At 74.4% G+C, this 23,151-nt stretch carries 7 protein-coding genes; 2 read left to right on the top strand and 5 right to left on the bottom strand.

The features are described from left to right. Positions 1 to 235: 235 nt before the first annotated feature. Positions 236 to 1,870, top strand: a complete 1,635-nt coding sequence (locus AB0H32_RS14400; RefSeq protein ID WP_361119280.1) for an alpha/beta hydrolase — start codon at positions 236 to 238, stop codon at positions 1,868 to 1,870. A 131-nt stretch (positions 1,871 to 2,001) separates the two neighbouring features. Then, positions 2,002 to 2,526, top strand: a complete 525-nt coding sequence (locus AB0H32_RS14395; RefSeq protein ID WP_361119278.1) for a DUF4232 domain-containing protein — start codon at positions 2,002 to 2,004, stop codon at positions 2,524 to 2,526. Here the strand turns inward: AB0H32_RS14395 and asnB are convergent. The 5 genes from asnB to AB0H32_RS14370 all read right to left on the bottom strand — a co-directional run bounded on the left by asnB (position 2,519) and on the right by AB0H32_RS14370 (position 23,045). Then, positions 2,519 to 4,360 carry an asparagine synthase (glutamine-hydrolyzing) gene (gene asnB, locus AB0H32_RS14390; protein WP_361119276.1) on the bottom strand — a complete coding sequence of 614 codons (1,842 nt, stop codon included), beginning with the start codon at positions 4,358 to 4,360 and terminating at the stop codon, positions 2,519 to 2,521. The genes AB0H32_RS14395 and asnB overlap by 8 nt on opposite strands. A gap of 267 nt (positions 4,361 to 4,627) precedes the next feature. Further along, positions 4,628 to 5,407 (bottom strand): alpha/beta fold hydrolase, encoded by a 780-nt coding sequence (locus AB0H32_RS14385; RefSeq protein ID WP_361119274.1) that lies wholly within the window; start codon positions 5,405 to 5,407, stop codon positions 4,628 to 4,630. An 86-nt stretch (positions 5,408 to 5,493) separates the two neighbouring features. Continuing rightward, entirely contained in the window at positions 5,494 to 6,633 is a 1,140-nt protein-coding gene (locus tag AB0H32_RS14380) for an alpha/beta fold hydrolase (protein ID WP_361119272.1), read from the bottom strand. Continuing rightward, positions 6,630 to 9,077 carry a thioester reductase domain-containing protein gene (locus AB0H32_RS14375; protein WP_361119270.1) on the bottom strand — a complete coding sequence of 816 codons (2,448 nt, stop codon included), beginning with the start codon at positions 9,075 to 9,077 and terminating at the stop codon, positions 6,630 to 6,632. The genes AB0H32_RS14380 and AB0H32_RS14375 overlap by 4 nt, the downstream gene beginning before the upstream one ends. A 33-nt stretch (positions 9,078 to 9,110) precedes the next feature. Continuing rightward, positions 9,111 to 23,045: an SDR family NAD(P)-dependent oxidoreductase gene (locus AB0H32_RS14370; RefSeq protein WP_361119268.1), complete on the bottom strand. Its 13,935-nt coding sequence runs from the start codon at positions 23,043 to 23,045 to the stop codon at positions 9,111 to 9,113. Positions 23,046 to 23,151: the final 106 nt, after the last annotated feature.

The following is a 23,151-nucleotide window of genomic DNA, read 5'->3' as shown; positions in this document are numbered from 1 at the left end:
TAAAACGCGGGCGCCTCGTTCGGGTTATGGCTTTTCGGCTTTTCACCCCACCGGGTGACATGATCACTCGAATCGCACGTAAAGTCCTCGAATGATCACCAATCGCAATGGAGGGCGCGAACGATAGATCATCGGGCACCGTCCCGCTCGCCCGGAGGCGGCCCTCACCGGGCCCGCATATGGTGAGCGAGGGTGTCGTCCCGGTCCGCAGCGGATGCGCCCCGGGAGGCTATCGATGCTGGCCAAGCTGTCCACACGGCCCACCGTGCGGCGCTGCGCGGGCTCCGGAGTGCTCGCTCTGGCACTGCTCGGGGCGGGGCTGCCCGCGGCCGCGGCCGACCGGCCGCAACCCGACCTGTCCCGCTTCTACCGGCAGAAGGCCGTATGGGCCGCCTGCAAGGGCGCGGACAGGGCCGAGGATCTCCAGTGCGCGAAGGTGACCGTCCCGCTGGACTACGCGCACCCCGGCTCGGGCACACTCGACCTGGCCCTGGCCCGCTACCGGGCGACCGGCCCTTCGCGGGGCTCGGTCCTGCTGAACTTCGGCGGGCCCGGCGGCGCGGGCATCAACGAACTCGCCACGGGCGGCAAGCAGTACATGGATCTGACCAACGGGTACGACGTGGTCACGTTCGATCCGCGCGGTGTCGGCCGGTCCTCCCCCGTCAGCTGCGGCGACGGCCAGGACGAGGTGACGACGGCGCCCGAGGGGAACGCCGACATCAGCCGGCCGCAGGTGCTCCTGAAGCAGCTGCGGCAGTCCGCCGACCGGTGCGCGAGGCACTCCGGCCCGGTCCTCGCACACATAGGCACCGTGAACGCCGCCCGGGACATGGACGTCATCCGCCAGGCCCTCGGCGACAAGAAGCTGAACTACCTCGGGTTCTCCTACGGCACACGGCTCGGTGCCGTGTACGCGTCGCTGTTCCCGCACACGGTGGGCCGGATGGCCCTGGACGGCGTGGACACCCTGACTGAGCCGCTGTCCGAGCAGGGGGTGGCGGGCGCCGAGGGACAGCAGACGGCGCTGGACGACTTCCTGGACTGGTGCACGACGGACATCGCGTGCCCGTTCGGGCAGGACGCGCGGTCGGCCGGGCAGCAGGTCCTGCGGCTGGTGCGCTCGCTGGACGAGAACCCGGTGCCCACGGACTTCGGGGGCGCGTTCTCCGGGCAGGACCTGGTGGGCGCCATCGGGCAGGCCCTCTACAGCAAGGAGATGTGGCCGACCCTGGAGCGTGCGCTGGGCTCCCTGATCGAGGACGGCGACACGCGGCACGTGCTCGGCTTCTCCTCCGGTGGAGCCTTCGCCCCGCCCGTGCGGCAGGACGGCCGGGGCAAGGGCTCTGACGGCAAGCGGCGCGGCGGCGGGCTCGTGGACGCCCAGGACGTCCCCGCGGACAATCTGCCGGCCGCGCTGATGGCCATCAACTGCGCGGACGACCCCGACCGCCCCACCGCCGCACGGATCACCAAGGACCTGAAGGACCTGCAGGCGTCCTACGACCAGGCGTCCCCGGTCTTCGGCCGTTTCCGGCTCACCCAGCTGCTGATGTGCTACGGCCGCCCGAAGGGCACGGACTTCATCCGCGACCGGGTGAAGGACCTCCACTCGGCCAGGATGCTGCTGGTGGGCACGCGCGGCGACCCGGCCACGCCGTACCGCTGGACCGAGGAGACGGCCCGGCGGCTCGGCCCGGCGGCCGTGGTGCTCGACAACAAGGGCGACGGACACACCGGCTACTCGTCGTCCACGTGTGTGCACCGCACGATCGACGACTTCCTGCTCTACGGGTCCCTGCCGTCCAGCGGCAGCTCCTGCCCGGCCGACGGCAAGGCCTGGAGCTCCATCACGAACACCACCAACTGATGACAGGAATGGCGCAACCGGGTAGCAGGGCCGATTCCGGCACAACCTCCAGGACGTCCCCGACGTCACACCAGGCAGGCGCGCCTGGGCCCGCCGTACCCGTACCCGTACCCGACAGGGGGACACCCGTCATGCGCATCCGCGCCGCCATCGCCGTACCCGCCGTCTCCGCCGCTGCCGCGGCCCTGCTGCTGGCCGCGCCGCAGAGCCAGGCGGCCGAGGGGCACGCCGCGCCCGCCCGGTGCGCGGAGAAGGCGCTCACCGTGCGGGCGAAGGCCGACCCCCACGATCCGACGCTGGTCCGCGTCGGCGTGAGCAACCGGGGCAGCCACGCCTGCACCGTCGACCGTGTGCCCACGGTGACCTTCGGCGGCCTGGACGGGGCCGCACTGCCGGTGCCGCCGGTCGGCACCGGCACGTACCGGCTCGGGGCGGGCAAGACCGGCTACGCGGCCCTGCGCACCATCGCCGACCCGGCGGACCCGGAGGCGCGCCGGGCGGACTCGATCACGGTGGCCGCGTCGGCGTCCCAGTGGGGCCGCACCTTCACCGCCGCGCAGCTCGGCACCGGACGCGACGTGCGGGTGTGGGAGCCCGTGACGACCTGGTGGCGGCCGACGGCCGCGGCCGCGGACCGGGCGCTCGGCGTCAGCTGAGGTTCAGCTCCGGGGAGTAGATGTCCAGCCACTGGGCGAGGTCCAGGGCGCGCTCCAGGCCGCGCCGGGGCGCCTGGGTGCTGACGGGGGTGTCGCGTTCGGCGGCCTCCCGGACGCGCTCCCGGTCGACCAGGTCGAAGACGGGGTGGGAGGGCCGGGCCAGCAGTTCCGCCGCCTGCTCCTGGAGGGCACGCGCGTACCGCGGGTCCTGGGTGGACGGGTAGGGGCTCTTGACCCGTTCGTACACCGACCGCGGCAGGAGATCCGCGGTGGCCTCGCGGAGCAGGCTCTTCTCCCGGCCGTCGAAGGACTTCAGCGACCAGGGGGTGTTGTAGACGTACTCGACGAGCCGGTGGTCGCAGTACGGCACCCGGACCTCCAGGCCGACGGCCATGCTCATCCGGTCCTTGCGGTCGAGCAGGATCCGGACGAAGCGGGTCAGGTGCAGATGGCAGATCTGCCGCATCCGGAACTCAAGGTCGCTCTCGCCGTCGAGGCGTGGGATGCCGGCGACGGCGCTGCGGTAGCCGTCGGCGATGTACGTCTCCAGGTCCAGCGACTTGGCCAGGTCGGGGCGGAGCATCTCGGTGTCGTCCCCGAAGTGGCCGGCGAAGCCCACCAGCCAGGGGAAGGTTTCGGCACGACGGGCCTCCTCGTCGAAGAACTGGAGGTAGCCGCCGAAGACCTCGTCGGCGGACTCGCCGGACAGGGCGACGGTGGACTGGTCGCGGATGGCGCGGAAGAGCAGCAGGAGCGAGGCGTCCATGTCGCCCATGCCGACCGGCAGGTCGCGGGCGCGGATCACCCTCTCGCGCACGGCCGGGTCGGCGAGGGACTGGGCGTCGAGGACGATGTCCTGGTGGTCGGTGCGGGCGAGCCGGGCCACGTCGTGCACGAAGGGCGTGTCCGGGGTGCCGCGCAGTTCGTCGGCGACGAAGTTGTCGGTCTGGCCCACGAAGTCGACGGCGAAGCTGCGGACCTTCTCCCCGTGCTCGGCGAGCTGCCGGGCGGCGAGCGCGGTCATCGCCGAGGAGTCGAGGCCACCGGAGAGCAGGGTGCAGCGCGGGACGTCGGCGACCAGCTGGCGGCGCACGATGTCGTCGAGGAGCGAGCGCACGGTGGAGATCGTGGTGTCGCGGTCGTCGGTGTGCTGGCGGGTCTCCAGGCGCCAGTAGACGCGGGTGCGCAGGCCGTCGCGGTCGACGGTGACGACGGTGCCGGGTTCGACCTCGTGCATGCCGTCCCAGACGGCGTGTCCGGGGGTCTTGACCATGGTGAACATCTCGCGCAGGCCGTCCAGGGCGACGCGCGGGCGGGCGAGCGGGTTGGCGAGGATCGCCTTGGGCTCGGAGCCGAAGAGGACGCCGTCCGGGGTCCGGTGGTAGTAGAACGGCTTGATGCCCATGCGGTCGCGGATCATCACGAGCTGATCGCGGCGGCCGTCCCACACGGCGAAGGCGTACATGCCGTTCAGCCGCTCGGCGACGGCGTCGCCCCACTCCAGGTAGGCGTGCAGGACGACCTCGGTGTCGGAGTCGGTGGTGAACCGGTGGCCGCGGTCGGCGAGTTGGCGGCGCAGTTCGGTGAAGTTGTACGCCTCACCGGAGTAGACGAGGGCGACGGCGCCCTCGGGGGTGTCGACGGACATGGGCTGGCGGCCGCCGGGGAGGTCGATGATGGCGAGCCGGCGGTGCCCCAGTGCGACGGGGCCCTGGGCCCAGGTGCCACGGTCGTCCGGGCCGCGGCAGGCCATCGTCTCGGTCATCGCGTCCAGTGCGGTGGACTCGGTGGTGAGGTCGCGGTCGAAGGAGACCCATCCGGTGATGCCGCACATGCGCTACCTCCTGCCTCCGGCCCGCGGCCAACCCCCCGCTCACCTGCGTTTTCCGGGGTGGGCGGACGGCGGCCGCGGAACCAGTTGTATCGAGCACCTATATGACGAGCGTCCGTCAGGCAGGCGCGGCAGGCAAGGCGGGCGATTTCCGCTCCCCGGTCTTTTCGGACGCGCTTTGCCTGCGCGAGATCCGGGGAGCGCCGTGCGTCCGGGCCGGCGGCGGCAGGAACCGGCCACGGGTAAAAACTTCACCAACCGCCTCCTGCGTCACGGCCTCGGCGTCAGGAACGAGTCGAGTGCCGCGGTCAGCTCGGCCGGCTTCTCCACGGGCAGCTCATGGCCCGCGTCGAGGATGCGGACGACCGCGTCCGGGTACGCCTTGGCCATCCGCAGCATCTGGTGCACCGGCAGCTGGATGTCGTGGTAGCCGTGCACCATCAGGGTGGGCGTGCGGATCTCGCCGACGCGGTCGAGGACGTCGAAGGCCCGCATGGCGCCGTACAGCGTCATGACGACCTCGCGCGGGGTGCCGGCGGAGTCGCGGATGTACCTGCGGACCTCCTCGCGCGGGTGGCCGGGGGCGAAGGCCCGCTGGATGTTGGTGGCGACGAACATCTTGTACGGCACCAGGGTGGAGGCCGACATCAGCAGGCCCCGGCCGCGGTTGTAGGTCATCTTGCCGATGGAGTTGACCAGCACCATGCGCTCCACCCGCTCGGGGTGGGAGAGGGCGATGGTCTGCGAGATCATCCCGCCCATGGAGTGGCCGACCAGCACGAACCGCTCGACCTTCAGATGATCGAGGAGGGCGAGGACGTCCCTCGCCAGCTCCGCGATCGTCCGCACCCCGGCCCCGGTGCTCTCGCCGTGCCCGCGCAGGTCCAGCCGGATCACCCGCCGGCCGGCGGAGAAGTGCGCCAGCTGGTGGTCCCAGCGGTGCCGGTTCGCCGTCCAGCCGTGGACGAAGACCAGCGGCACGTCCTCGGCGTCGCGGGGGCCCTCGTCGTCGTACGTCAGGGCCGCTCCGTCGACTTCGAGCTGCGGCATGGGGCCTCCTGGGGTGCGTTCCGGTTACTGTCCGGTACGGTAACCGGCCCTACGGGCCTCCGTCACCGCCGTCGGCCCTTGAATTCTCACCGGTGTCCGCGGAGGAATTCGAGGATGTGCCCGAACACGTCGAGGGCGGCGCCCCGGCCGAGGAAGGTGTCCAGGTGGCCGTAGCCGGGGATCTCGGTGTAGGAGACGTCCAGCTGCGGCTGCCGACGGGCCAGCACCTCGTGGCAGAGCCGCTGCGAGTCCAGCCACAGCCCGTTCTCGCTGCCCGCGAGCAGCAGCACCGGGGTGTCGATGCGGTCCGCGGCGTCCAGCGCGTTGGGCGGCAGCGCCCGGTAGCGGTGGTCGGTGTCGTGCCAGCGCACCACACTGCGGGCCAGCTCGATCCGGCGCAGGTGGGGCAGGATCCACAGGGGTGCGGGGCCGAGGAGTTCGGCGAGCCGGTCGTGGGTGGCGCCGTCCAGGTTCTCGTGCACGAACAGCGAGGCGCCCGTGCCCCAGGCCGAGTTGTGCAGGATCTGGCAGGTCGGGTCCGGGCAGCTCGCCCTGCGGGAGGCCAGGGCGAACAGCGGGGTGTACTTCGACCACAGGCCGACCTTGCGGAAGTCGACCGGGATGTGGTCGATCCGGGTCTTCAGCAGCTCCCCCGCCACGGACATCCTGAGCGAGGTCCGGCCCGCCAGCTTCGGCGTCAGGAACACCCCCTGGGACACCACACCCGCCAGGCCCGGGACCAGCCCGGCCGCCAGGCTCATCGACAGGGTGAGCGAGCCGATGCAGTGGGCGACCACGGACAGCGGCCGCTCTCCGATGCGCTGACGGATGTGGGCGACTGCCTCGGGGATGTCGTGGAGCGCCACGTCGTCGTAGGTGTACCGGCGGCCGGTCTCGTTGTACGGCAGCCGGCAACTGCCCCGCCAGTCCAGCAGCCAGGGCTCGTAGCCCTCGTCGAGCAGGACGTCGACGAGGTTGCGGGTCTCGGGCAGCAGGAACATGTCGGCGGAGGCGGTGTGCCCGTGCAGGAGCAGAACGGCAGGGCGCGTCGGGTCGCCGGTGTCCACGCGGGTCAGGCCGAGGCGGACTCCGTCGCTCGCGCGGAACGGGATCTCCTCGATGCGTGCCGGGTCCAGGCGGTGGCGCAGGGGGCGCAGGGACGCGGTGGTGCGGACCCTGCGCAGCGCCGGGCGGGCCGTCCGGGAGGGAGTGGTCCTGAAGATCATCGGTGGTGCTCCGTGAGGGTGGGGGTGCGACGCAGGTCGAGCAGGTCCGCGGCGGCCCGGGTGAACGGGGCGAGAAGGCCGCGGCCCATCTCCAGCCCGAACCAGGCGAGCCAGGTCAGTTTCGCGGCGCGCTTCTCCTGGCCGGTCAGACGCGGGTCGACCCTGATGCCGTCGATCTGGTCGCGGACGTAGGAGTCGGCGGGCACGACGACCTCGCCCAGCAGGCTCGCGGACTCGCCCTCGCGGCCGATCTCCACGGTGAGCGCGCGGGTCTGCCGCCACAGGTCACGGCGGGCCCGGGCGTACTTGCGGCCCTCCAGCCACCACAGGCCGCCGTCCGCGTCGCGCAACGTCAGCCGGTAGCGCAGGAGCTGGTGCCTGAGGCCGTGCTGCTGCGGAATGCCCTCGTCGGGGCGGACCCAGACGTCGCCGCGCTCGACGGTCAGCGGATCGGGGTGGATCGCGGTGCAGGTGACCTCGCCGGTGACGTCCACGCGGCGCTCCTTGACCAGCTGGTACATGCTCGCGATGGACAGGGTCAGCGCCATCGAGCACGGGGTCTCCGCGGCGGCTCCGACCGGGCCCACCGTGCCCTCGGTCGTCTCGGCGAACCAGAGGTAGGGCTGGTCGTCCTTGTGCGGGAGCCGGGCCAGGCCGTCGTCGGCGAGCTTCTCGAAGGTCTTCAGCTGGGCCTGGGCGTCGTAGCGGGCGGCGGGCGCGAGGCCGAGCGCGGCGACCAGCGCGTCGGTGCGCTCGGCGCCCGCGGCGGGGCCCTTGAGGGTCGCCTCGCACAGCTTCAGCGCGGCGGGGCTCTGCAGCACCCGGGAGAGGAAGGCGAGTTCGGGTACCGGCCCGGCCTCCAGGCGGGCCAGGGTGTCGGTGCGCCACTCGTCCCAGTCCTGGACGCGTACGTGCATGCCGCCGAAGGCCATGTCCCGTACGACGTCGTCCAGGGTGTTGGGGACGCCGGTGAGGTTGTAGTCGAAGCCCCAGGCGTCGGGCTCGCAGATCGCGGCGACCGCGACCCGGCTGACCCAGTCCACCGGGGCGGCGTTGAGGTAGCGGAACGCCGGTACGGTACGGAAGCGGCCGAAGGCCGAGATCAGGCCGCTGCTGAGGTCCTGCGGGTTGTACGCGCCGGTCCGGGTGTGGCCGCCGATCCCGCCGGGGCGCAGTGCGGTGACGACGAGTCCGTGGTCGCGGGCGCGGCGCAGGGCCACCTCGGCGGCCCACTTGGACTGGTCGTAGCCGGCGATGAGCCGGTCCGCGTGGGCGAGGGGGTCGTCCTCGCCCATCGAGGTGATGCCGACCTCGTTGAACACCGCGATGGACGAGATGTGGTGCAGCGGCTTGGGGCGGCCGGTCGCGGCGAGTTCGGCGAGGGTGAGCGCGCCGAGGACGTTGCTGGTGCGCAGCGACTGGTAGCCGCGCAGGAAGTCCACGGCGGCCGCCACACCGACGATGCTGTCGAGTTCGTGCGCGAGGGTGTGCCACTGCTCGTCGGTGAGGCCCAGGCGGGGGCGGCGGATGTCACCGGGCAGCACGGTGATGCGGCGGCGCACCTCCGCGGACCACGGCAGCCGGTAGCTGCGCAGCTGTGCGCCGAGCCGTTCGGCCGCGGCCGTCTCGTCGGCCGCGCGGACCAGGCAGTACACATGGGCGTCGCTGTGCCGCAGCAGGTCGAGCAGCATGTGGCTGCCGAGGAAGCCGGTGGCGCCGGTCAGCAGAATGCGACGGGGCGGCAGCGGCTCGGGGACGTCCGTGAACGGCAGCCGGTCGGCGAGCGCGAGGTCGGCCAGGATCTGTTCGAGGTCCTCCTGCCGGGCCCGGGAGTGCGGGTCGCCGTCCCGGTACGCGCTGCTCGGCACGGCGGGCGGGGTGCGGGGCGACGTGACGGGGATGGTGCCGGGGGCAGGGACGGGGGTGGCCAGGGGTGTGCACGGCGCCTGGGCGGCCACGCCCGACGGGTCCGGGGCCATCTCGGCCGGGGACGTCCCGGCGGAGGGGACCGCCGGGGCGGCAAGCGGTGCCGGCACGGCGGAGGACGCCGGTGCGGGCGTGCCCCCGAGCAACGGCAGCCAGCGCCGGGCCAGGCTGACCGGCCGGGCGTCCGCGAAGACCTCGTCGAGACCGACCTCGATGCCCAGGTCGCCCTCCAGTTCGGCGATCAGCTCCACCGCGCCGACGGAGGTGCCGCCCGCGTCGAAGAAGTCGGCGTCGGGCGCCAGCCGGCCGGAGGGCAGGTGGCGGCCCGCCGCGGTGGCGATGGCCGCCGCGAGGCCGTCCAGGTCGGGTGCCGGGGCCGGGGCGGGCTCGGTCGCCGCGCCCGCGGCCCGCACCTTGGCCAGCAGGCCGGCCACGCCGAGTCCGCCGTCACCCCGTTCGATCGACTCGGCGATCGCCCGGCGGCCGGCGTACGCCGGATCCTCGTTCACGTCACGCATGAGAACCCTTCGGGTTGTGCTTGGTCGTGTTCCTCACTGCTGCTCCCAGGAGCGAAAGGCCCGCAGGTGGTCGGGCGTGGTGACGATGTCCAGCAGCTCGTCGTCCGGGTCGGCGCCGCCGAGCGCGGCCACCAGCCGGCGGGCGGGTGCGTTGCGCGGGGTGCGCTCCGCGGAGAGCCGGACCTTGGCACAGCCCAGTTCCCCGGCCCGGTCGGCGAGGTGGGCGAGCAGCCGTTCCTCGACGCCCCGGCCGAGGGCCCGGCAGCTCATCAGCCAGGCGAGGACGTCGAGTCGGTCGCCTTCGGCGCGGACCGCGAGCAGCGCGATCTGGCCGTAGTCGCCGAACCGGTCCCGGGCCGCCGCCGTCCACACCTCGCCCTGCTCGCGCCACCGGGCGAGGTCGCCGCCGTCGGCGGAACGGGCGCGCAGGGTGAACTGGTTGGTGCGGCGCACGAGCTGCTCGCCGCGCTCGACGTCCTGCTCGTCCAGCTCCCTGATGTCGACCTCGAGGTTCAGCCGGGCCAGGAACTCCTCGAAGCCGGCGCCCGCACGGGCGGCGTCGCGCTCCCGCTCATCGGTGTAGAACCGGGCCCGCAGGGCGTCCTCGGCGGTCGCCGCGGCGGGGACCAGGGGCCACAACCGGTCGATGAAGGGGGCGAGTTCGGCGGAGGGCGGACAGGTCACGGACAGCACCTGCGGCAGCGCGGCGCGCATCTTGGCGATCTCGGCCGGGTTGTCGTCCAGGAACAGGAAGCTGTCCAGGCCGAGGTTGAGGGTGCGGGCGGCCTCGTCGAGCCGGACCGGCTTGGGCCCCCAGGCCGCGGACAGCACGCTGAAGTGCTCGGCCTTGAGCAGGCTGTCGGGGCGGTCCAGGACGGCGCGGACCGTGGCCTCGTCGTTGTTGCTGACCAGCACGAGCAGGGCGCCCGCGTCCCGCCACCGGAGCAGCCTGCGGGCCAGCAGGGCGCGCGGACCGGTGAGGTCCACCGCCTGCGGGCCGCTCTCGCCCGCCACTCCGCCCCACAGGGTCTCGTCGCCGTCGACGGCGATCACCTTGGGTGCGGGGCGCCGCACGGCACGGACGGTCTCGGCCAGGCGCAGCGCGACCGCCGCCTGGAAGGCCGGGGTGAAGGGCAGGTGGGCGAGGCGCTCGGTGCGCTCGTCGAAGGGGTCCTCGACGAGGTGGTGCCGGGTCCACTCGTCTGGGCCGAGCACCGCGATGCCGGGCAGTTCGGCGAGGTCGGCGGCGATCCGGCGCTCCCAGTCCAGGAAGCGTTCCTCGGCCCGGGCGGTGGGCAGGACGCCGACGACCAGCGGCCTGCGGGTGCGCTCGGCGAGGGACTTCAGAGCGGCCGGGTAGGCGGTGCGCAGTTCGGCGAGGACGGCGTCGTCCACCGGCCCGAAGCGCTCCAGGTCGGCTGCCCGCAGCAGGACGACGCCCACCGTGGTGTCCGGAGCCGCGAGGACGCCGGACGGATCCTGCACGGCGGCGAGGACCTGGTGGTACGGCGCCTCGGTGACGCTCGCCCGGTCCTCCTCCAGGGCGGCCTCGCACATCAGGGGCAGGTTGCCGAGCGCGAAGGTGGCGGCAAGGGCGAGACGCGGTGCCCCGGCCGCGGTCTGCTGCGGCGCCGGTGCGTTCTCCCGTACGGTCCCGGTCGCGTCCTCGGCGGTCTCCGCGAGCAACCGCAGGAACTCCTCGCCGAGTTCGGTGGTGGTGTCCGCGTCCAGGATGTCGAGGTTGTGGTCGAGGCGGACGGTGCCCGCGTCCGGCGTCATGGTGATCATCAGGTCGAGGTCGGTGTGGCCGACCCCGGCGGGCAGCACCGTGAGGTTCTCCAACCGGCCCGAGAAACGGACGTAGTTGAAGTACACCTCGACCAGGGGCGCGTTGGGACGGTGCAGGCCCTGGCGGGCGAGGGTGGCGAGGACGTCGGAGAACATGGCGCCCTTGGCCAGGATCTGCTGCAGCCGGCCGTCGGTGCGGACCAGCACGTCGGCGACCCGTTCGCCCGCCGCCGCCTGGGCGGGGAAGGGCACGGGGACGCCGAAGAAGCCCACCGCGCCGTAGGCGTCGGCGTGGATGCGGGTGTCCACCGGCACGGCGAGCACGAACCGCTCCCTCTCCCGCTTCCTGGCCAGCAGCACGGTGAGGGTGCCGAGGCAGAAGGCGGCGGGGGTGACGGCCAGGCTGCTCGCCGCCGCCGCGACGCGTCCCACGAGCCCGTCGGGGACGGTCACGGTGACGCTCCCGGCCCGGTAGGAGCGGGTCTCGGGACGGGGCCGGGCGAGGGTCAGGTCGAGCCGTTCACTGCCCTGGAAGGCCGCGCGCCAGTCGTCACCGGGGGTGTCGCCGCCGCCTTGCTGGGCCTCGATCAGCAGATCTATGTCCCGGTTGGTGACGGTGCCGTCCAGCGGGGTGCCGGACAGCTCGGCGTCGATCTCCGCCGCCACCAGGAGCAGGGACTGCAGGTCGCTCACCGCATGGTGGGCACCGAAGACCAGGATCTGGCCCGCTGGGCCGCCGTCGACGAGTTCGAAGCGCCACAGCGGCGGGACGGCGAGGTCGAACGGCGCTTCGAGGAGCCGGCGCAGTCGCTCGGCGGCGGTCTCGGTCGTGCCGTCGGCCCCGCCGTCGGTCCACCGCAGCAGCGGCGCGGGCAGCGCCCGGTCCACGCGCAGCTGCCGTCCGCCCTCGGTGCCGGTGACGACGGCGGTGCGCAGGGCCGCGTGCCGGGCGGCGAGCCGTGCCAGGATGCCGGTGAGGGTGTCCCGGGTGACCGGGGTGGTCAGCCGCACGGCCAGGCCGACGCCGTGGGCCGCGTCGGGCATGTCCGGCTGGGCGCTGCGCAGGAGGCGTACGACGTCCCGGGTCGCGGGCCGCAGTTCGGTCTCGGGCACGTCCTCGGCGGGTGCGCTCTCGGCCCGCTCGGCCGGTGCGGCGCGCTCGGGCAGGGCCTCGCCGAGGGCGCGGGCGAGGCCGCGGATGTCGGCCGCGGAGAACACGTCGGCGGCCGGGAGTTCGACGCCCAGCTCACGGGCGAAGGCGTTGCGCAGCCGGACCAGCATGAGCGAGTCCAGGCCGAGTTCCTTCAGGGCCGTGGTGGCGAACACGTCCACCGCACCGCCGGAGACCTCGCCGACGCGCGCCCGCACATAGGTTTCGAGCCATTCGGAGCGCTCCTGGTCGGTGGCGGCCGCGAACACCTTCTTCACGAGGTCGTCGCTCTGAGCGCCGCCGGCCGGGACGCTCATCAGGTCGGCCAGGAGGGGGCGGCTGCGGGCGGCGTCCGGGTCCAGGGCGAGCAGGTCCCAGTCGAGGGCGACCGGGGCGAGCTGGCGGCGGTCGGTGCTCAGCACCCGTTCGAACAGCTCGCCGCCGTCCTGCGGGGAGAAGGCGACCAGGCCCGAACGGCTGGTCTCGGCGGCCCGGGTGCCGGACTCGGCGACCATGCCGACGCCGGCCCAGGCGCCCCAGTCCAGGCTCAGTGCCCGTCGGCCGGTCCGGGAGAGGTGGTGTGCCCAGGCGTCGAGGAAGGCGTTCGCCGCCGAGTACGGGCTCTGTCCCGCCGAGCCGAGCAGACCGGCCGCCGAGGCGAACAGGACCAGGTCCCTGGCTTCCGGGACCAGTTCGGTGAGCAGGGCGGTGCCGAGCACCTTCGGCGCGAGGACGCGCCGGACGCGCTCGTCGGTGAGGTTGGCCAGGATGGCGTCGTCCAGGACACCGGCGGCGTGGACGACGGTGGCGACGGGGCCGGCCTCACCGCGCAGTGCGTCCAGGGCCGCGGCGAGTCCCTGGCGGTCGGCGACGTCGGCGCGGGGCAGGTGCACGGTGACCCCGCGCTGTTCGAGGCCCTGGATCCAGGCGGTGGCGGCCGCGTCGGGCGTGCCGCGGCCGAGCAGGGCGAGCCGCCGGGCGCCCCGGCGGACCAGCCGGTCCGCGACGACCCTGCCGAGGCCGCCGAGGCCGCCCGTGATCAGGTGCACGCCGTCCGGCAGTTCGTGCGCGCCGTCGTCGGGGCGGGTGCGGGCCAGGCGTGGGACGAGGCGGTCCGTGCCGCGCAGGGCGACGAGGCGTTCGTCGTCGGCGTGCCACAGCTGCGTCCACAGCGACTCGGTGCCGCCGTCGGCGGGCAGGTCGATCAGGGTGGTGGCGAGTTCCGGGTGCTCCTGGGCCACGGCGAGCCCGAAGCCCCAGGCGAGGGCCTGCTGGGGATGGGTCACCGCGGTGCTGTCGCCGGCGGCCTGGCTGCCGCGTGCGACGACGAACAGGCGCGTGGCCCGGCCCTGCGGCCGCTCGCGCTCGGCGAGGGCCCGGACCAGGTGCAGGGTGGTCAGGCAGCAGAGCCGTGCCGCCTCCCCCGCGCTGTGGTCGTCGCGGACCGGCGGGGCGTCGAGCGCGGACAGCTGGACCACCCGGGCGGGCGGCGCGTCCGCGAACGCGTCGTCGAGGAGCCGGGCCAGCTGGGCCGGGTCGGCCGGATCGAGGACGTAGCGGCCGGGGCCCTCGGTGCCGTACGCGGTGCCGCGGCGGGCGACGACATGGGGCGCCGAGTCACCGAGGCGGCCGGCGAGTTCCTCGGCGACGCCCGTCTCGTCGGCGAGGATCAGCCAGCTGCCCTCGGCGGGCTGCTCCTGCGCCGCCGGGCGGGGCTGCCAGCGGGTCTCGAAGAGGGCGCCGTCCAGCGGGGAGAGCGCGGCGAGCCGGAACTCGTCGGCCGCGAGGACGAGTCTGCCGTTCTCGTCCCACAGACGCAGGTCGAGGAGGGCGGTGTCGCCGTCCACCGAGCGCAGGTCGCAGCTCACCCAGGCCGGCTGGGTACGCAGACCGGTGAACCGTACGTGTCCGGCGCCGGCCGGCACGAAGGCCCTGCCGCCCGGTGCGTCGGCGGGCAGCGCGGCCGAGTGGAAGGAGGCGTCGAGCGTGGCGGGGTGCAGGAGGTGACCGGCGGCGGGCCGGGCGGCCAGGCGGGCCACCGCGTTCGTGCCGCCGTCCCGGTGGCCCTCCTGAAGGCCCCGGAAGACGGGGCCGTAGTCGATGCCGAGGGCGGCGAGGCCGGCGTAGACGGCGGGCAGGTCGACCGGCTCGGTGCAGCGCTCGCGCAGCGCGGCGAGCGCCGGCCCGGCGTCCGGGCCGGGCCGAGGCGTGGTGGCGATGCGCCCGGTCACGTGCTGGTGCCACTGGCGCTCACCGGTCGGTGCGGACGCGACGGTGAAGTCGCGGAAGCCGTCCTCGGCGGGCCGCAGCACCAGCTGCAGCCGTACGGGCCGGCCGGCGTCCAGGCGCAGGGGCTGGACGAACCGGACGTCGGCCAGGTGCACCTCGTCGCCGTCCGCGAGGGTGGCGGCGGCCTCCAGTGCCATGTCGAGGAAGGCGGCGCCCGGCAGCCAGACCTCACCGGTGACCCGGTGGTCGGTCAGGTAGGCGAAGCGGCCGTCGTTCAGGTCGATCTCGCTCTGGAAGAGGTCCCGGCCGGGTTCGTCGCTGGCCTGGACGTGGGTGCCGAGCAGCGGTGAGCCGGCGGTGGGGCCGGTTCGGACGGGGGCGAGCCAGTGGCGTTCGCGGGCGAAGGCGTAGGTGGGCAGGCCGGCGCGGCGGCCGTGCGGGAAGAGCGCCGTCCAGTCGGGCGTGTGCCCGGCCGTGTACAGCTCTCCCAGCCTGCCGAGGAGGACGTCCCCGCCGTCCCGGCCGCGGTGCAGTGAGCCGATCGCGGCCGCGGGGACCGCGGCTTCGGCCGCGACCGCCTCGATCGCCGAGGTGAGCGAGGGGTGCGGGCTGAGTTCCACGAAATGGCGGTAGCCGTCGTCCAGCATCCGGCGGATCGTCTGCGCGAACCGGACCGGCTGCCGGAGGTTCGCGAACCAGTAGGCGGCGTCCAGGCTCTCCCCGGCAACGGGCTCGGCCTGCACGGACGAGTAGAGCGGGGTCTCGGTGCGGGTGCCGCGGATGCCGGAGAAACGGTCGAGGAGTTCGGCGCGCAGGGGTTCCATGAGCGGGGTGTGCGAGGCGAACGGCGTCGACAGGACGCGGGCGGGGACGCCGCGCTCCTCCAGGTGCCGGCGCAGTGCGCCGAGCGCCTCCGACTCGCCGGAGACGGCGGTGGCAGCGGGGCCGTTGACGGCTCCGACGAAGAGCCGGCCGGCGTAGGGGGCGAGGAGGTCCTCGACGTCCGCGGGCGGCAGTTCCACGGCGAGCATGCCGCCGTGCCCGACGTGCGGGACCACTGCCGCGGCCCGCGCGGTGACGGCGGTCACGGCCTCGTCCAGGGTGAGGGCTCCCGCGCTGTAGGCGGCGGCCATCTCGCCGAGGCTGTGGCCGACGACCGCGTCCGGGGTCACGCCCAGCTCCCGCCAGGCGGCGGCCAGGGCCGCGTTGACGGCGAAGAGCACCGGCTGGAGGTATTCGGTGCGGTCGAGCGGGGAGAACTCCTCGGGTGCGCGCAGCACGTTGAGCACCGACCAGCCGGCGTGCCGTTCGACGGCCTCGTCGATCCGGGTCAGCTCCGTGCGGAAGGCCTCGCTCCGGGACAGCAGTCCCAGGCCCATGCCGGTCCACTGGCCGCCGTGCCCGGCGAACACGAAGGCCACCTTGCCGCTCCGGCCCTCGCGGGGCGTGGGCAGCGGCTTGCGTCCGCTGCCCACCGCCTTGAGGGAGGACAGCAGTTCGTCCCGGTCTCCCGCGACGACCGCGGTGCGCCACTCGAAGTGGCTGCGGTGCCGGGCCAGGGTGTGGGCGACGCCGGGGAGTGCGGTGTCGGCGGTGACGTGCCGGGCGAGCCGGGCCGCCTGCCCGCGCAGTCCGGCCTCACTGCGGCCGGAGAGCACGAACAGCCGCTTTTCGTCGGGCAGTTCGTCCTCCACCGCCCGCGCCCGGGCCGGGGCCTCCTCCACGACGACATGGGCGTTGGTGCCGCTGATGCCGAAGGCGCTGACCCCGGCGCGCCGTACCCGCCCTGCCGTCACCGGCCAGGCGACCGGCTCCTGGAGCAGTTGCAGCCCGCTGCCCTCCCACTCGACGTGGCGGCTCGGTGTGCCGGCGTGCAGGGTGCGCGGCAGGGTCTGGTGGCGCAGCGACTGCACGACCTTGATCAGTCCGGCGACGCCCGAGGCGGCCTGCACATGACCGATGTTGGACTTCAGCGAGCCCAGGTACAGCGGCCGGTCCTCGGGACGGGAGCCCGCGAAGACCTCGGCCAGGGCGCCCGCCTCGATCGGGTCGCCGAGGGAGGTCCCGGTGCCGTGCGCCTCGATGTGGTCGATGTCGGCGGGCGCGAGCCCGGACAGCTCCAGCGCGCGGCGGATCACGTCCTCCTGGGCCGGGCCGTTGGGCGCGGACAGGCCCTGGCTGCGGCCGTCCTGGTTGACGGCGGTGCCGCGCAGCACGGCCAGCACCTCGTCGCCGTCCCGCTCCGCGTCGCCGAGCCGCTTGAGGACGAGCATGCCCGCGCCCTCGGCCCAGATCGCGCCGTCGGCGTCGTCGGAGAAGGAGCGGCAGCGTCCGGTCGGCGACAGGCCGCGCAGGCGGCTGAACTCCACGAAGGTCTGCGGGGTCACCATCAGGGTCACCCCGCCGGCCAGGGCGAGGTCGCACTCGCCCAGGCGCAGCGCCTGGGCGGCCAGATGGGTGGCGACCAGGGAGGACGAGCAGGCCGTGTCCACGGTCAGCGCCGGACCCTGCAGGCCGAGCGCGTACGCCAGGCGTCCGGAGGCGACGCTGAGCGCCGAGCCGGTGCCGACGTAGCCGTCGAGCTGGTCCAGGCGGGAGCCCGCCAGATAGTCGCTGCCGAACATGCCGACGTAGACGCCGGTGGTGCTGCCCGCCAGGCGTGCGGGCACGATACCGGCCCGTTCCAGCGCCTCCCAGGACGTCTCCAGGAGCAGCCGCTGCTGCGGGTCCATGGCGGCGGCCTCCTTCGGGGTGATGCCGAAGAAACCCGCGTCGAAGGACTCGATGTCGTCCAGGAAGCCGCCCTCGCGGGCGTACGTCTTGCCGAGGGCGTCCGGGTCGGGGTCGTACAGCGCGTCCACGTCCCAGCGGTCGGCGGGGAACGGGCCGACGGCGTCCCGGCCGTCGGCGACCAGCTGCCACAGGCCGTCCGGGTCGCTCACCTGGCCGGGCAGCCTGCAGGCCATGGCCACGATGGCGATCGGCTCGTCGGTGGCGGCCTTGTGGACTCGCTGCGGCTCGGCCGGGGCGGGGCGCGCGGTGCGGCCGAGGGCGTGGCCGAGGAGGTACTCGGCGAGGCGGTCCGCGGTGGGGTGGTCGAAGAGGAGGGTGGCGGGCAGGCGGGTGCCGAGCCGGGCGCCGATGCGGTTGCGCAGTTCGACGGCGGTGACGGAGTCCATGCCGAGGTCGCGCAGTGGCTGGTCGGGGCGTACGGACTCGGCCGAGCGCAGCCCGAGGGCGCGCGAGGCCTCCTCGCGGACGAGGGCCAGGACACGCTCGGCCCGCTCGGCCTCGGGCAGCCGGGCGAGCCGGTCGGCCAGCGCCTCGCCGGTGTGCACGCCGGCGTGCGGTGCGGGCAGCAGCGAGCGCCACAGGGCGGTGCCGACGGCGTCGGACTCGCGCAGGCGGGGCAGGTCGAGGGCCCAGGCGACCAGATGCGGGGCGCCGTGCCGCACGGTCAGCTCCACGAGGTCGCGGCCCTGGTCCGGGGTGAGGGCGCGGTGGCCGAGCCGGGCCATGCGGTCCAGGTCGGCGTGGGCGGCGGCGAGACCTTCGCCGGCCCAGGCGCCGAAGGAGACGGAGCAGCCGGGCAGGCCCAGGGCCCGCCGGTGATGGGCGAGCTGGTCGAGGAAGACGTTGGCGGCGGCGTAGTTGCCCTGGCCCGCGTTGCCGACCACACCGGCGGCCGACGACACGAGCAGGAACAGGGTCAACGGAGCGTGCGCGGTGAGCCGGTGCAGATGGGCGGCCCCGTCGGCCTTGGGCCGCAGCACCCGCGCCAGCCGCTCGGGCGTCAGCTCGGCGACCACCCCGTCGTCGAGGATCCCGGCGCAGTGGACGACACCCCGCAGGGGCAGCACCTCGCCCACGCGGGCTAGGACGGCGGCGACGGCGGCCGGGTCGGTCACGTCGCAGGCGACGACCTCGGTCCCGGTGCCGAGCGCGGTGAGTTCGGCGACGGTCTCGGCCGCGCGGGGGTCGTCGGCACCCTTGCGGGCCGTCAGCACGAGCCGGGGGACGCCTCGTCGGGCGAGGACGCGCGCAATGTGCCGGCCGACGGCTCCGAGACCGCCGGTGATCAGGACGGTTCCGTCGGTGGGGACGTGCCCGGACCTGCGCTGCTCGTCCCGGTTCTCCGCCTCCGGTTCGCGCGGGGCGTTCGCGGGACGGGCGCGCACCAGCCGGGGGGCGAGCAACTGCCCTTCGCGGAGGGCGATTTCGGGCTCGTCCCCCAGGCCCGCGGCTGCTCGGAGCGCCGGCACGGGGTCGCCGTCGTCGAGGTCCAGCAGCATGAGTCCGAGATCCGGGTGTTCGGCACGGGCGCTGCGCACGAGGCCCCACAGCACCGACTGCGCGTACCCCCGCACCGGGTCGCCGTCGGCGGCCGCGACCGCGCCGCGCGTCACCCAGACGGTCCGGGCGGGCGTCTGCTCCGCGGGGAGGGCGATGAGAGCCTGCAGCTCGGCGAGGGCGGTGGCCGCCAGATCGTGGGCCACGGCCTCCGGTTGCGCATCCGGTGCCGTGCGGGGCCAGAAGCGTACGACGACGCCGGCGTCCTGCTCACCGCCGTCCAGGGCGTGCAGGGCGGCCGCGGTCTGCGGGTCGGCCGGGTCGCCGGTGACGGTCCAGGCGAGGTCCGGTGCGGCGGTGGCCGCCTCCTCGGTCACGGCCGTCCACGCCACCTCGTACAGGTGCCGCGCGTTCTCCGAGCCGGCGTCGAGGTCGGCCGGGTCGGCGGCACGCAGCCGTACCGCCTCCAGGCGGCCGGCGGGCAGGCCGTCGGCGTCCCACAGGGTGACGTCCAGGGTGAGGTCCGTGGCCGAGCCGCCGGTGCGCCGCACATGCGCGGTCAGGTCGCCCGTGCCGCTCCAGGGCAGGACGCAGCGGCCCACGGCGACGGGGAGCAGGGCGCGTCCGTCGGCCGTGCCGAGGGCGGCGGTCACATGGAGCGCGGCGTCCAGCAGGGCCGGGTGCACCGGGTACGGGTCCGCGACGTCACGGGCGGTGGCCGGCAGGGACAGGCGGGCGAGGAGTTCTCCGTCGCCGGTCGTGACGGCCGACCGTACGCCCTGGAAGGCGGGACCGTAGCCGAGGCCGAGAGCGGCGAGACGGTCGTACGTCTGTCCGCTCCAGGCCTCTTCGGCGGTGTCGGGCCACTGCGGGGGGCCGCCCGCGGTGGGCGGGGACGGCTCGGCTGCCGAGGCGGTCGCGTGCAGGGTCCAGCCGACGGCGTGCGGGCCGCGCGGGCGACTGTGGACCGTGATCTCGGGGGCGGGGCCGCAGGTGACGACCTCGACGGAGACCTCGACCGTGCCGGAGTCGGGCAGGACGAGGGGGCTGAGCAGGAGAAGGTCGGTGAGGTCGGCCGGGCGCTCCGGGCGGGCCGCGGCGAGTGCGGCGCGGCACAGCTCCGTGACCGTGGTGCCGGAGACCACGGTGCGGCCGAACACGGTGTGGTCGGGCAGCCAGTCGGCGGTGGCCCGGGACCACTCGTTGCGGAAGGTCCAGCGGGTCTCGTCGGCGGACTGGAGCTGGATGCCGAGCAACGGGTGCGCGGCGCGGTCGAAGAGGGCGGGGCCGCCGGCGGTGGTCTCCGGCTCGGTCCAGTGGCGCTGCGGGTCCCAGGCGTAGGTCGGCAGGTCGGCGGGGCCGGCGGCGGGGACCAGCCGGCGCCAGTCGATCCGCCGTCCGCGGACGTGGAGTTCGGCGGCGGCCCTCGCCAGACCGGCGGGACCGTGCTCGTCCCGGCGCAGCGAGCCGACGGCGGTGAGGTCGTGGCCCGTGTCCTCGCCGATGGTGCGCAGCGCGGTGAGCAGGGCCGGGTGGGGGCTCAGCTCCACGAAGTGGCGGTAGCCGTCGGCGAGCATGCGCTCGACGGCGGGGGCGAAGCGGACGGTGTCGCGGAGGTTGGTGTACCAGTAGTCCGCCGCCAGTTCCTCGGTGACCGGTTCGGCGGTGACCGTGGAGTACCAGGCGATGTCCGTCGGATACGTGGTGACGCCGTCGAGTTCGTCGAGGATCAGGTCGCGGACCGGTTCGACCCGGTCGCTGTGGGAGGCGTAGTCGACGTCGAGACGGCGGACGAACACCTGGCGCGCTTCCAGGTCGGCGAGCAGGGCCGCGAGCGGTTCGACGGCGCCTGCGACGACGGTCGCCCGGTCGCTGTTGACGGCGGCGACGGCGACGGCGCCGTCGAGGCCGTCCAGCGCCGCCCGCACCTCGGTGTGGGGCAGCGCGATCAGGGCCATGGTGCCGGTGCCGGACAGGCCGGTCAGGGCCTGGCTGCGCAGGGCGACCACGGCGGCCGCGTCGTTGAGGCTCAGCGCGCCGGCCACACAGGCCGCGGCGACCTCGCCCTGGCTGTGCCCGATCACGGCGTCCGGGCGGACGCCCCGGGCCCGCCACACGGCGGCCAGCGACACCATCACGGCGAACAGCGCGGGCTGGACGACGTCGACCCGGTCCAGGGACGGGGCGCCCGCGTCCCCGCGCAGCACGGCCGCCACGGACCACTCGGTGAACGGGCGCAGCGCGGCGTCGCAGCGGTCGAGTTCGTCGGCGAAGACCGGGTCCCCGTCGAGCAGGTCACGGGCCATCCCGGCCCATTGGCTGCCCTGGCCGGGGAAGACGAACGCCAGCTTTCCGGCGGGGGCGTGCTGCTCGGGTCCCGCGGTCAGGTCCGGCTCGGGACGCCCGTCGGCGAGAGCCCGCAGGGCGTCGAGGAGACGGGCGTGGTCGGGCGCCTGGACCACGGCCCGGTGGTCGAAGTGGGTGCGGCGGTGGGCGAGGGTCGCGGCGACCGCGGGCAGCGGCAGCTCCGGGCACGTTTCGAGGGCGTCGAGCAGCCGGGCGGCCTGGCCCCGGAGGGAGGCGGGGCTGCGGGCGGAGAGGGGGAAGAGAGCGGGGGTGGGCACCCGTCCCGGCCCTTCGGGGGCGGGCTGCTCTTCAGGGACGGACTGCCCGGAGGCAGGCCGCTCTTCGGAAGCGAACTGCTCTTCAGGGGCGGGCTGCTCTTCGGAAGCGGACTGCCCTTCAGAGACGGACCGCTCTTCGGAGGCGGGCGACTCTTCAAGGGCGAACTGCCCTTCGGAGACGGACTGCCCTTCGGAGGCGCACCGCTCTTCGAGGGCGGGCTGCTCTTCAGGGGCGGCGACCGGTGGTTGTGGTCCCGGCTCGGACCCGGATCCGGCCGGTGCCTCCTCCAGGACCACGTGGGCGTTGGTCCCGCTGATCCCGAACGCGCTGACCCCGGCCCGGCGCACCCGGCCCCCGTCGCGCGGCCAGGCCTGTCCGGCGCTGTGCACGTACAGGCCGCTGTCGGTCCAGTCGATGTGGTCGGTGAGGCGCTCGGCGTGCAGGGACGCCGGTACGCGCTCGTGGCCGAGGGCGAGGACGGTCGTGATGACGCCGGCGATGCCCGCGGCCGCCTGGGTGTGGCCGATGCGGGACTTCACGGAGGCGATGCCGAGCGGCCGGTCGGCGGGCCGGCCGGGCCCGAACACATTGGCCAGTGCCCGCAGTTCGATGGGGTCGCCGAGCGGGGTGCCGGTGCCGTGGGCCTCGACGTGGTCCAGGTCGTGCGGGGCGAGTCCGGACGCGTCCAGGGCGGCGCGCAGCACCCGCTCCTGAGCCGGGCCGTTGGGGGCGCTCAGGCCCTGGCTGCGGCCGTCCTGGTTGATCGCCGAACCCTTGACGACGGCCAGGATCCGGTCGCCGTCCCGGCGTGCGTCCGTGAGCCGCTTGAGCAGGACGAGACCACAGCCCTCGGCCCACACGACGCCGTCCGCGTCGGTGGAGAAGGGGCTGCACCGCCCGGACGGGGACAGCCCGCGCAGCCTGCTGAACTCGACGTGCCCGCGCGGGGTGACCAGCAGCGTGGCCCCGCCGGCCAGGGCGAGATCGCACTCCCCGCCGGCCAGGGCACGCGCCGCCAGGTGCAGGGCGACCAGTGACGACGAGCAGGCGGTGTCGACGGTCACCGCGGGGCCCTGCAGGCCGAGGGTGTAGGCGATGCGCCCGGAGGCCACACTGGCCGCCGAGCCGGTGCCGACGTGTCCGTCGAGCTGGGCGAGCGAGGCGGCGGCCAGGTAGCCGCTGTCGTACAGGCCGAGGTAGACGCCGGTGGAGCTGCTGTTCAGGGACTCCGGGAGGATCCCGGCGCGTTCGAGGGTCTCCCAGGTGGTCTGCAGGAGCAGCCGCTGCTGGGGGTCCATGGCGGCGGCCTCGCGCGGGGAGATGCCGAAGAAGGCTGCGTCGAAGCGGTCGATACCGCCGTCGAGGAAGCCGCCGCGCAGGGTGTACGCGGTGCCGGTGGCCTCGGGGTCGGGGTCGTACAGACCGTTGGTGTCCCAACGGCCCGCCGGGACCTCGCGGATGACGTCCTCGTCGGCGCTCAGCAGCCGCCACAGGCCTTCGGGGTCGTCGGCTCCGCCGGGGAAGCGGCAGGCCATGGAGATGATCGCCACGTCGTCGCCGGGGCCGGCCCGGTCCGCGGCGGGAGTCGGCGCCGGCACCTGGGCGGGCGGCTGCGCGAAGACGGCGTCCGCGGCCGCGGCGATGGTGGGGTGGTTGAAGACGAGCGACGGCTCCAGGGGGCGGCCGGTGAGCGCGGCCAGTTCGGCGGCCAGCGTCACCAACCGGCGTGACCCGAGGCCGAATTCGGCCAGCGGCCGGTCCGGGTCGATGTGTGACTGATCGGTCCCGGCCGCTTCGGCGACCGCCGATGCCAGCCAGGCCCTCACACCCTCGGAGGTCGTCAGGGACGGCTCGGGGGCGTGCTGGGGGGACTCGTTCGCAGGCATCTGGGCAGGTGTCCTCGTGAACTCGGGCTCAGGCTTGATTCCGCACCGGGCGACGGAGGCGCGGCACGGCAGAGGGAAGGGGGTGCGGCCGGTATCGGGACCGCAG

The sequence above is a fragment of the Streptomyces sp. NPDC020362 genome (genome assembly GCF_040642095.1).
Lineage (GTDB): Bacteria > Actinomycetota > Actinomycetes > Streptomycetales > Streptomycetaceae > Streptomyces.
Note: the sequence above shows the minus strand (reverse complement) of the source record. Positions and strands in the feature narration are given on the sequence as shown.

Coding starts and splice junctions, on each gene's coding strand:
- AB0H32_RS14380 (WP_361119272.1), bottom strand. CDS start 6,633: ATGATCTTCAGGACCACTCCCTCCCGGACGGCCCGCCCGGCGCTGCGC.
- AB0H32_RS14375 (WP_361119270.1), bottom strand. CDS start 9,077: ATGCGTGACGTGAACGAGGATCCGGCGTACGCCGGCCGCCGGGCGATC.
- AB0H32_RS14385 (WP_361119274.1), bottom strand. CDS start 5,407: ATGCCGCAGCTCGAAGTCGACGGAGCGGCCCTGACGTACGACGACGAG.
- AB0H32_RS14400 (WP_361119280.1), top strand. CDS start 236: ATGCTGGCCAAGCTGTCCACACGGCCCACCGTGCGGCGCTGCGCGGGC.
- AB0H32_RS14395 (WP_361119278.1), top strand. CDS start 2,002: ATGCGCATCCGCGCCGCCATCGCCGTACCCGCCGTCTCCGCCGCTGCC.
- AB0H32_RS14370 (WP_361119268.1), bottom strand. CDS start 23,045: ATGCCTGCGAACGAGTCCCCCCAGCACGCCCCCGAGCCGTCCCTGACG.
- asnB (WP_361119276.1), bottom strand. CDS start 4,360: ATGTGCGGCATCACCGGATGGGTCTCCTTCGACCGCGACCTCACCACC.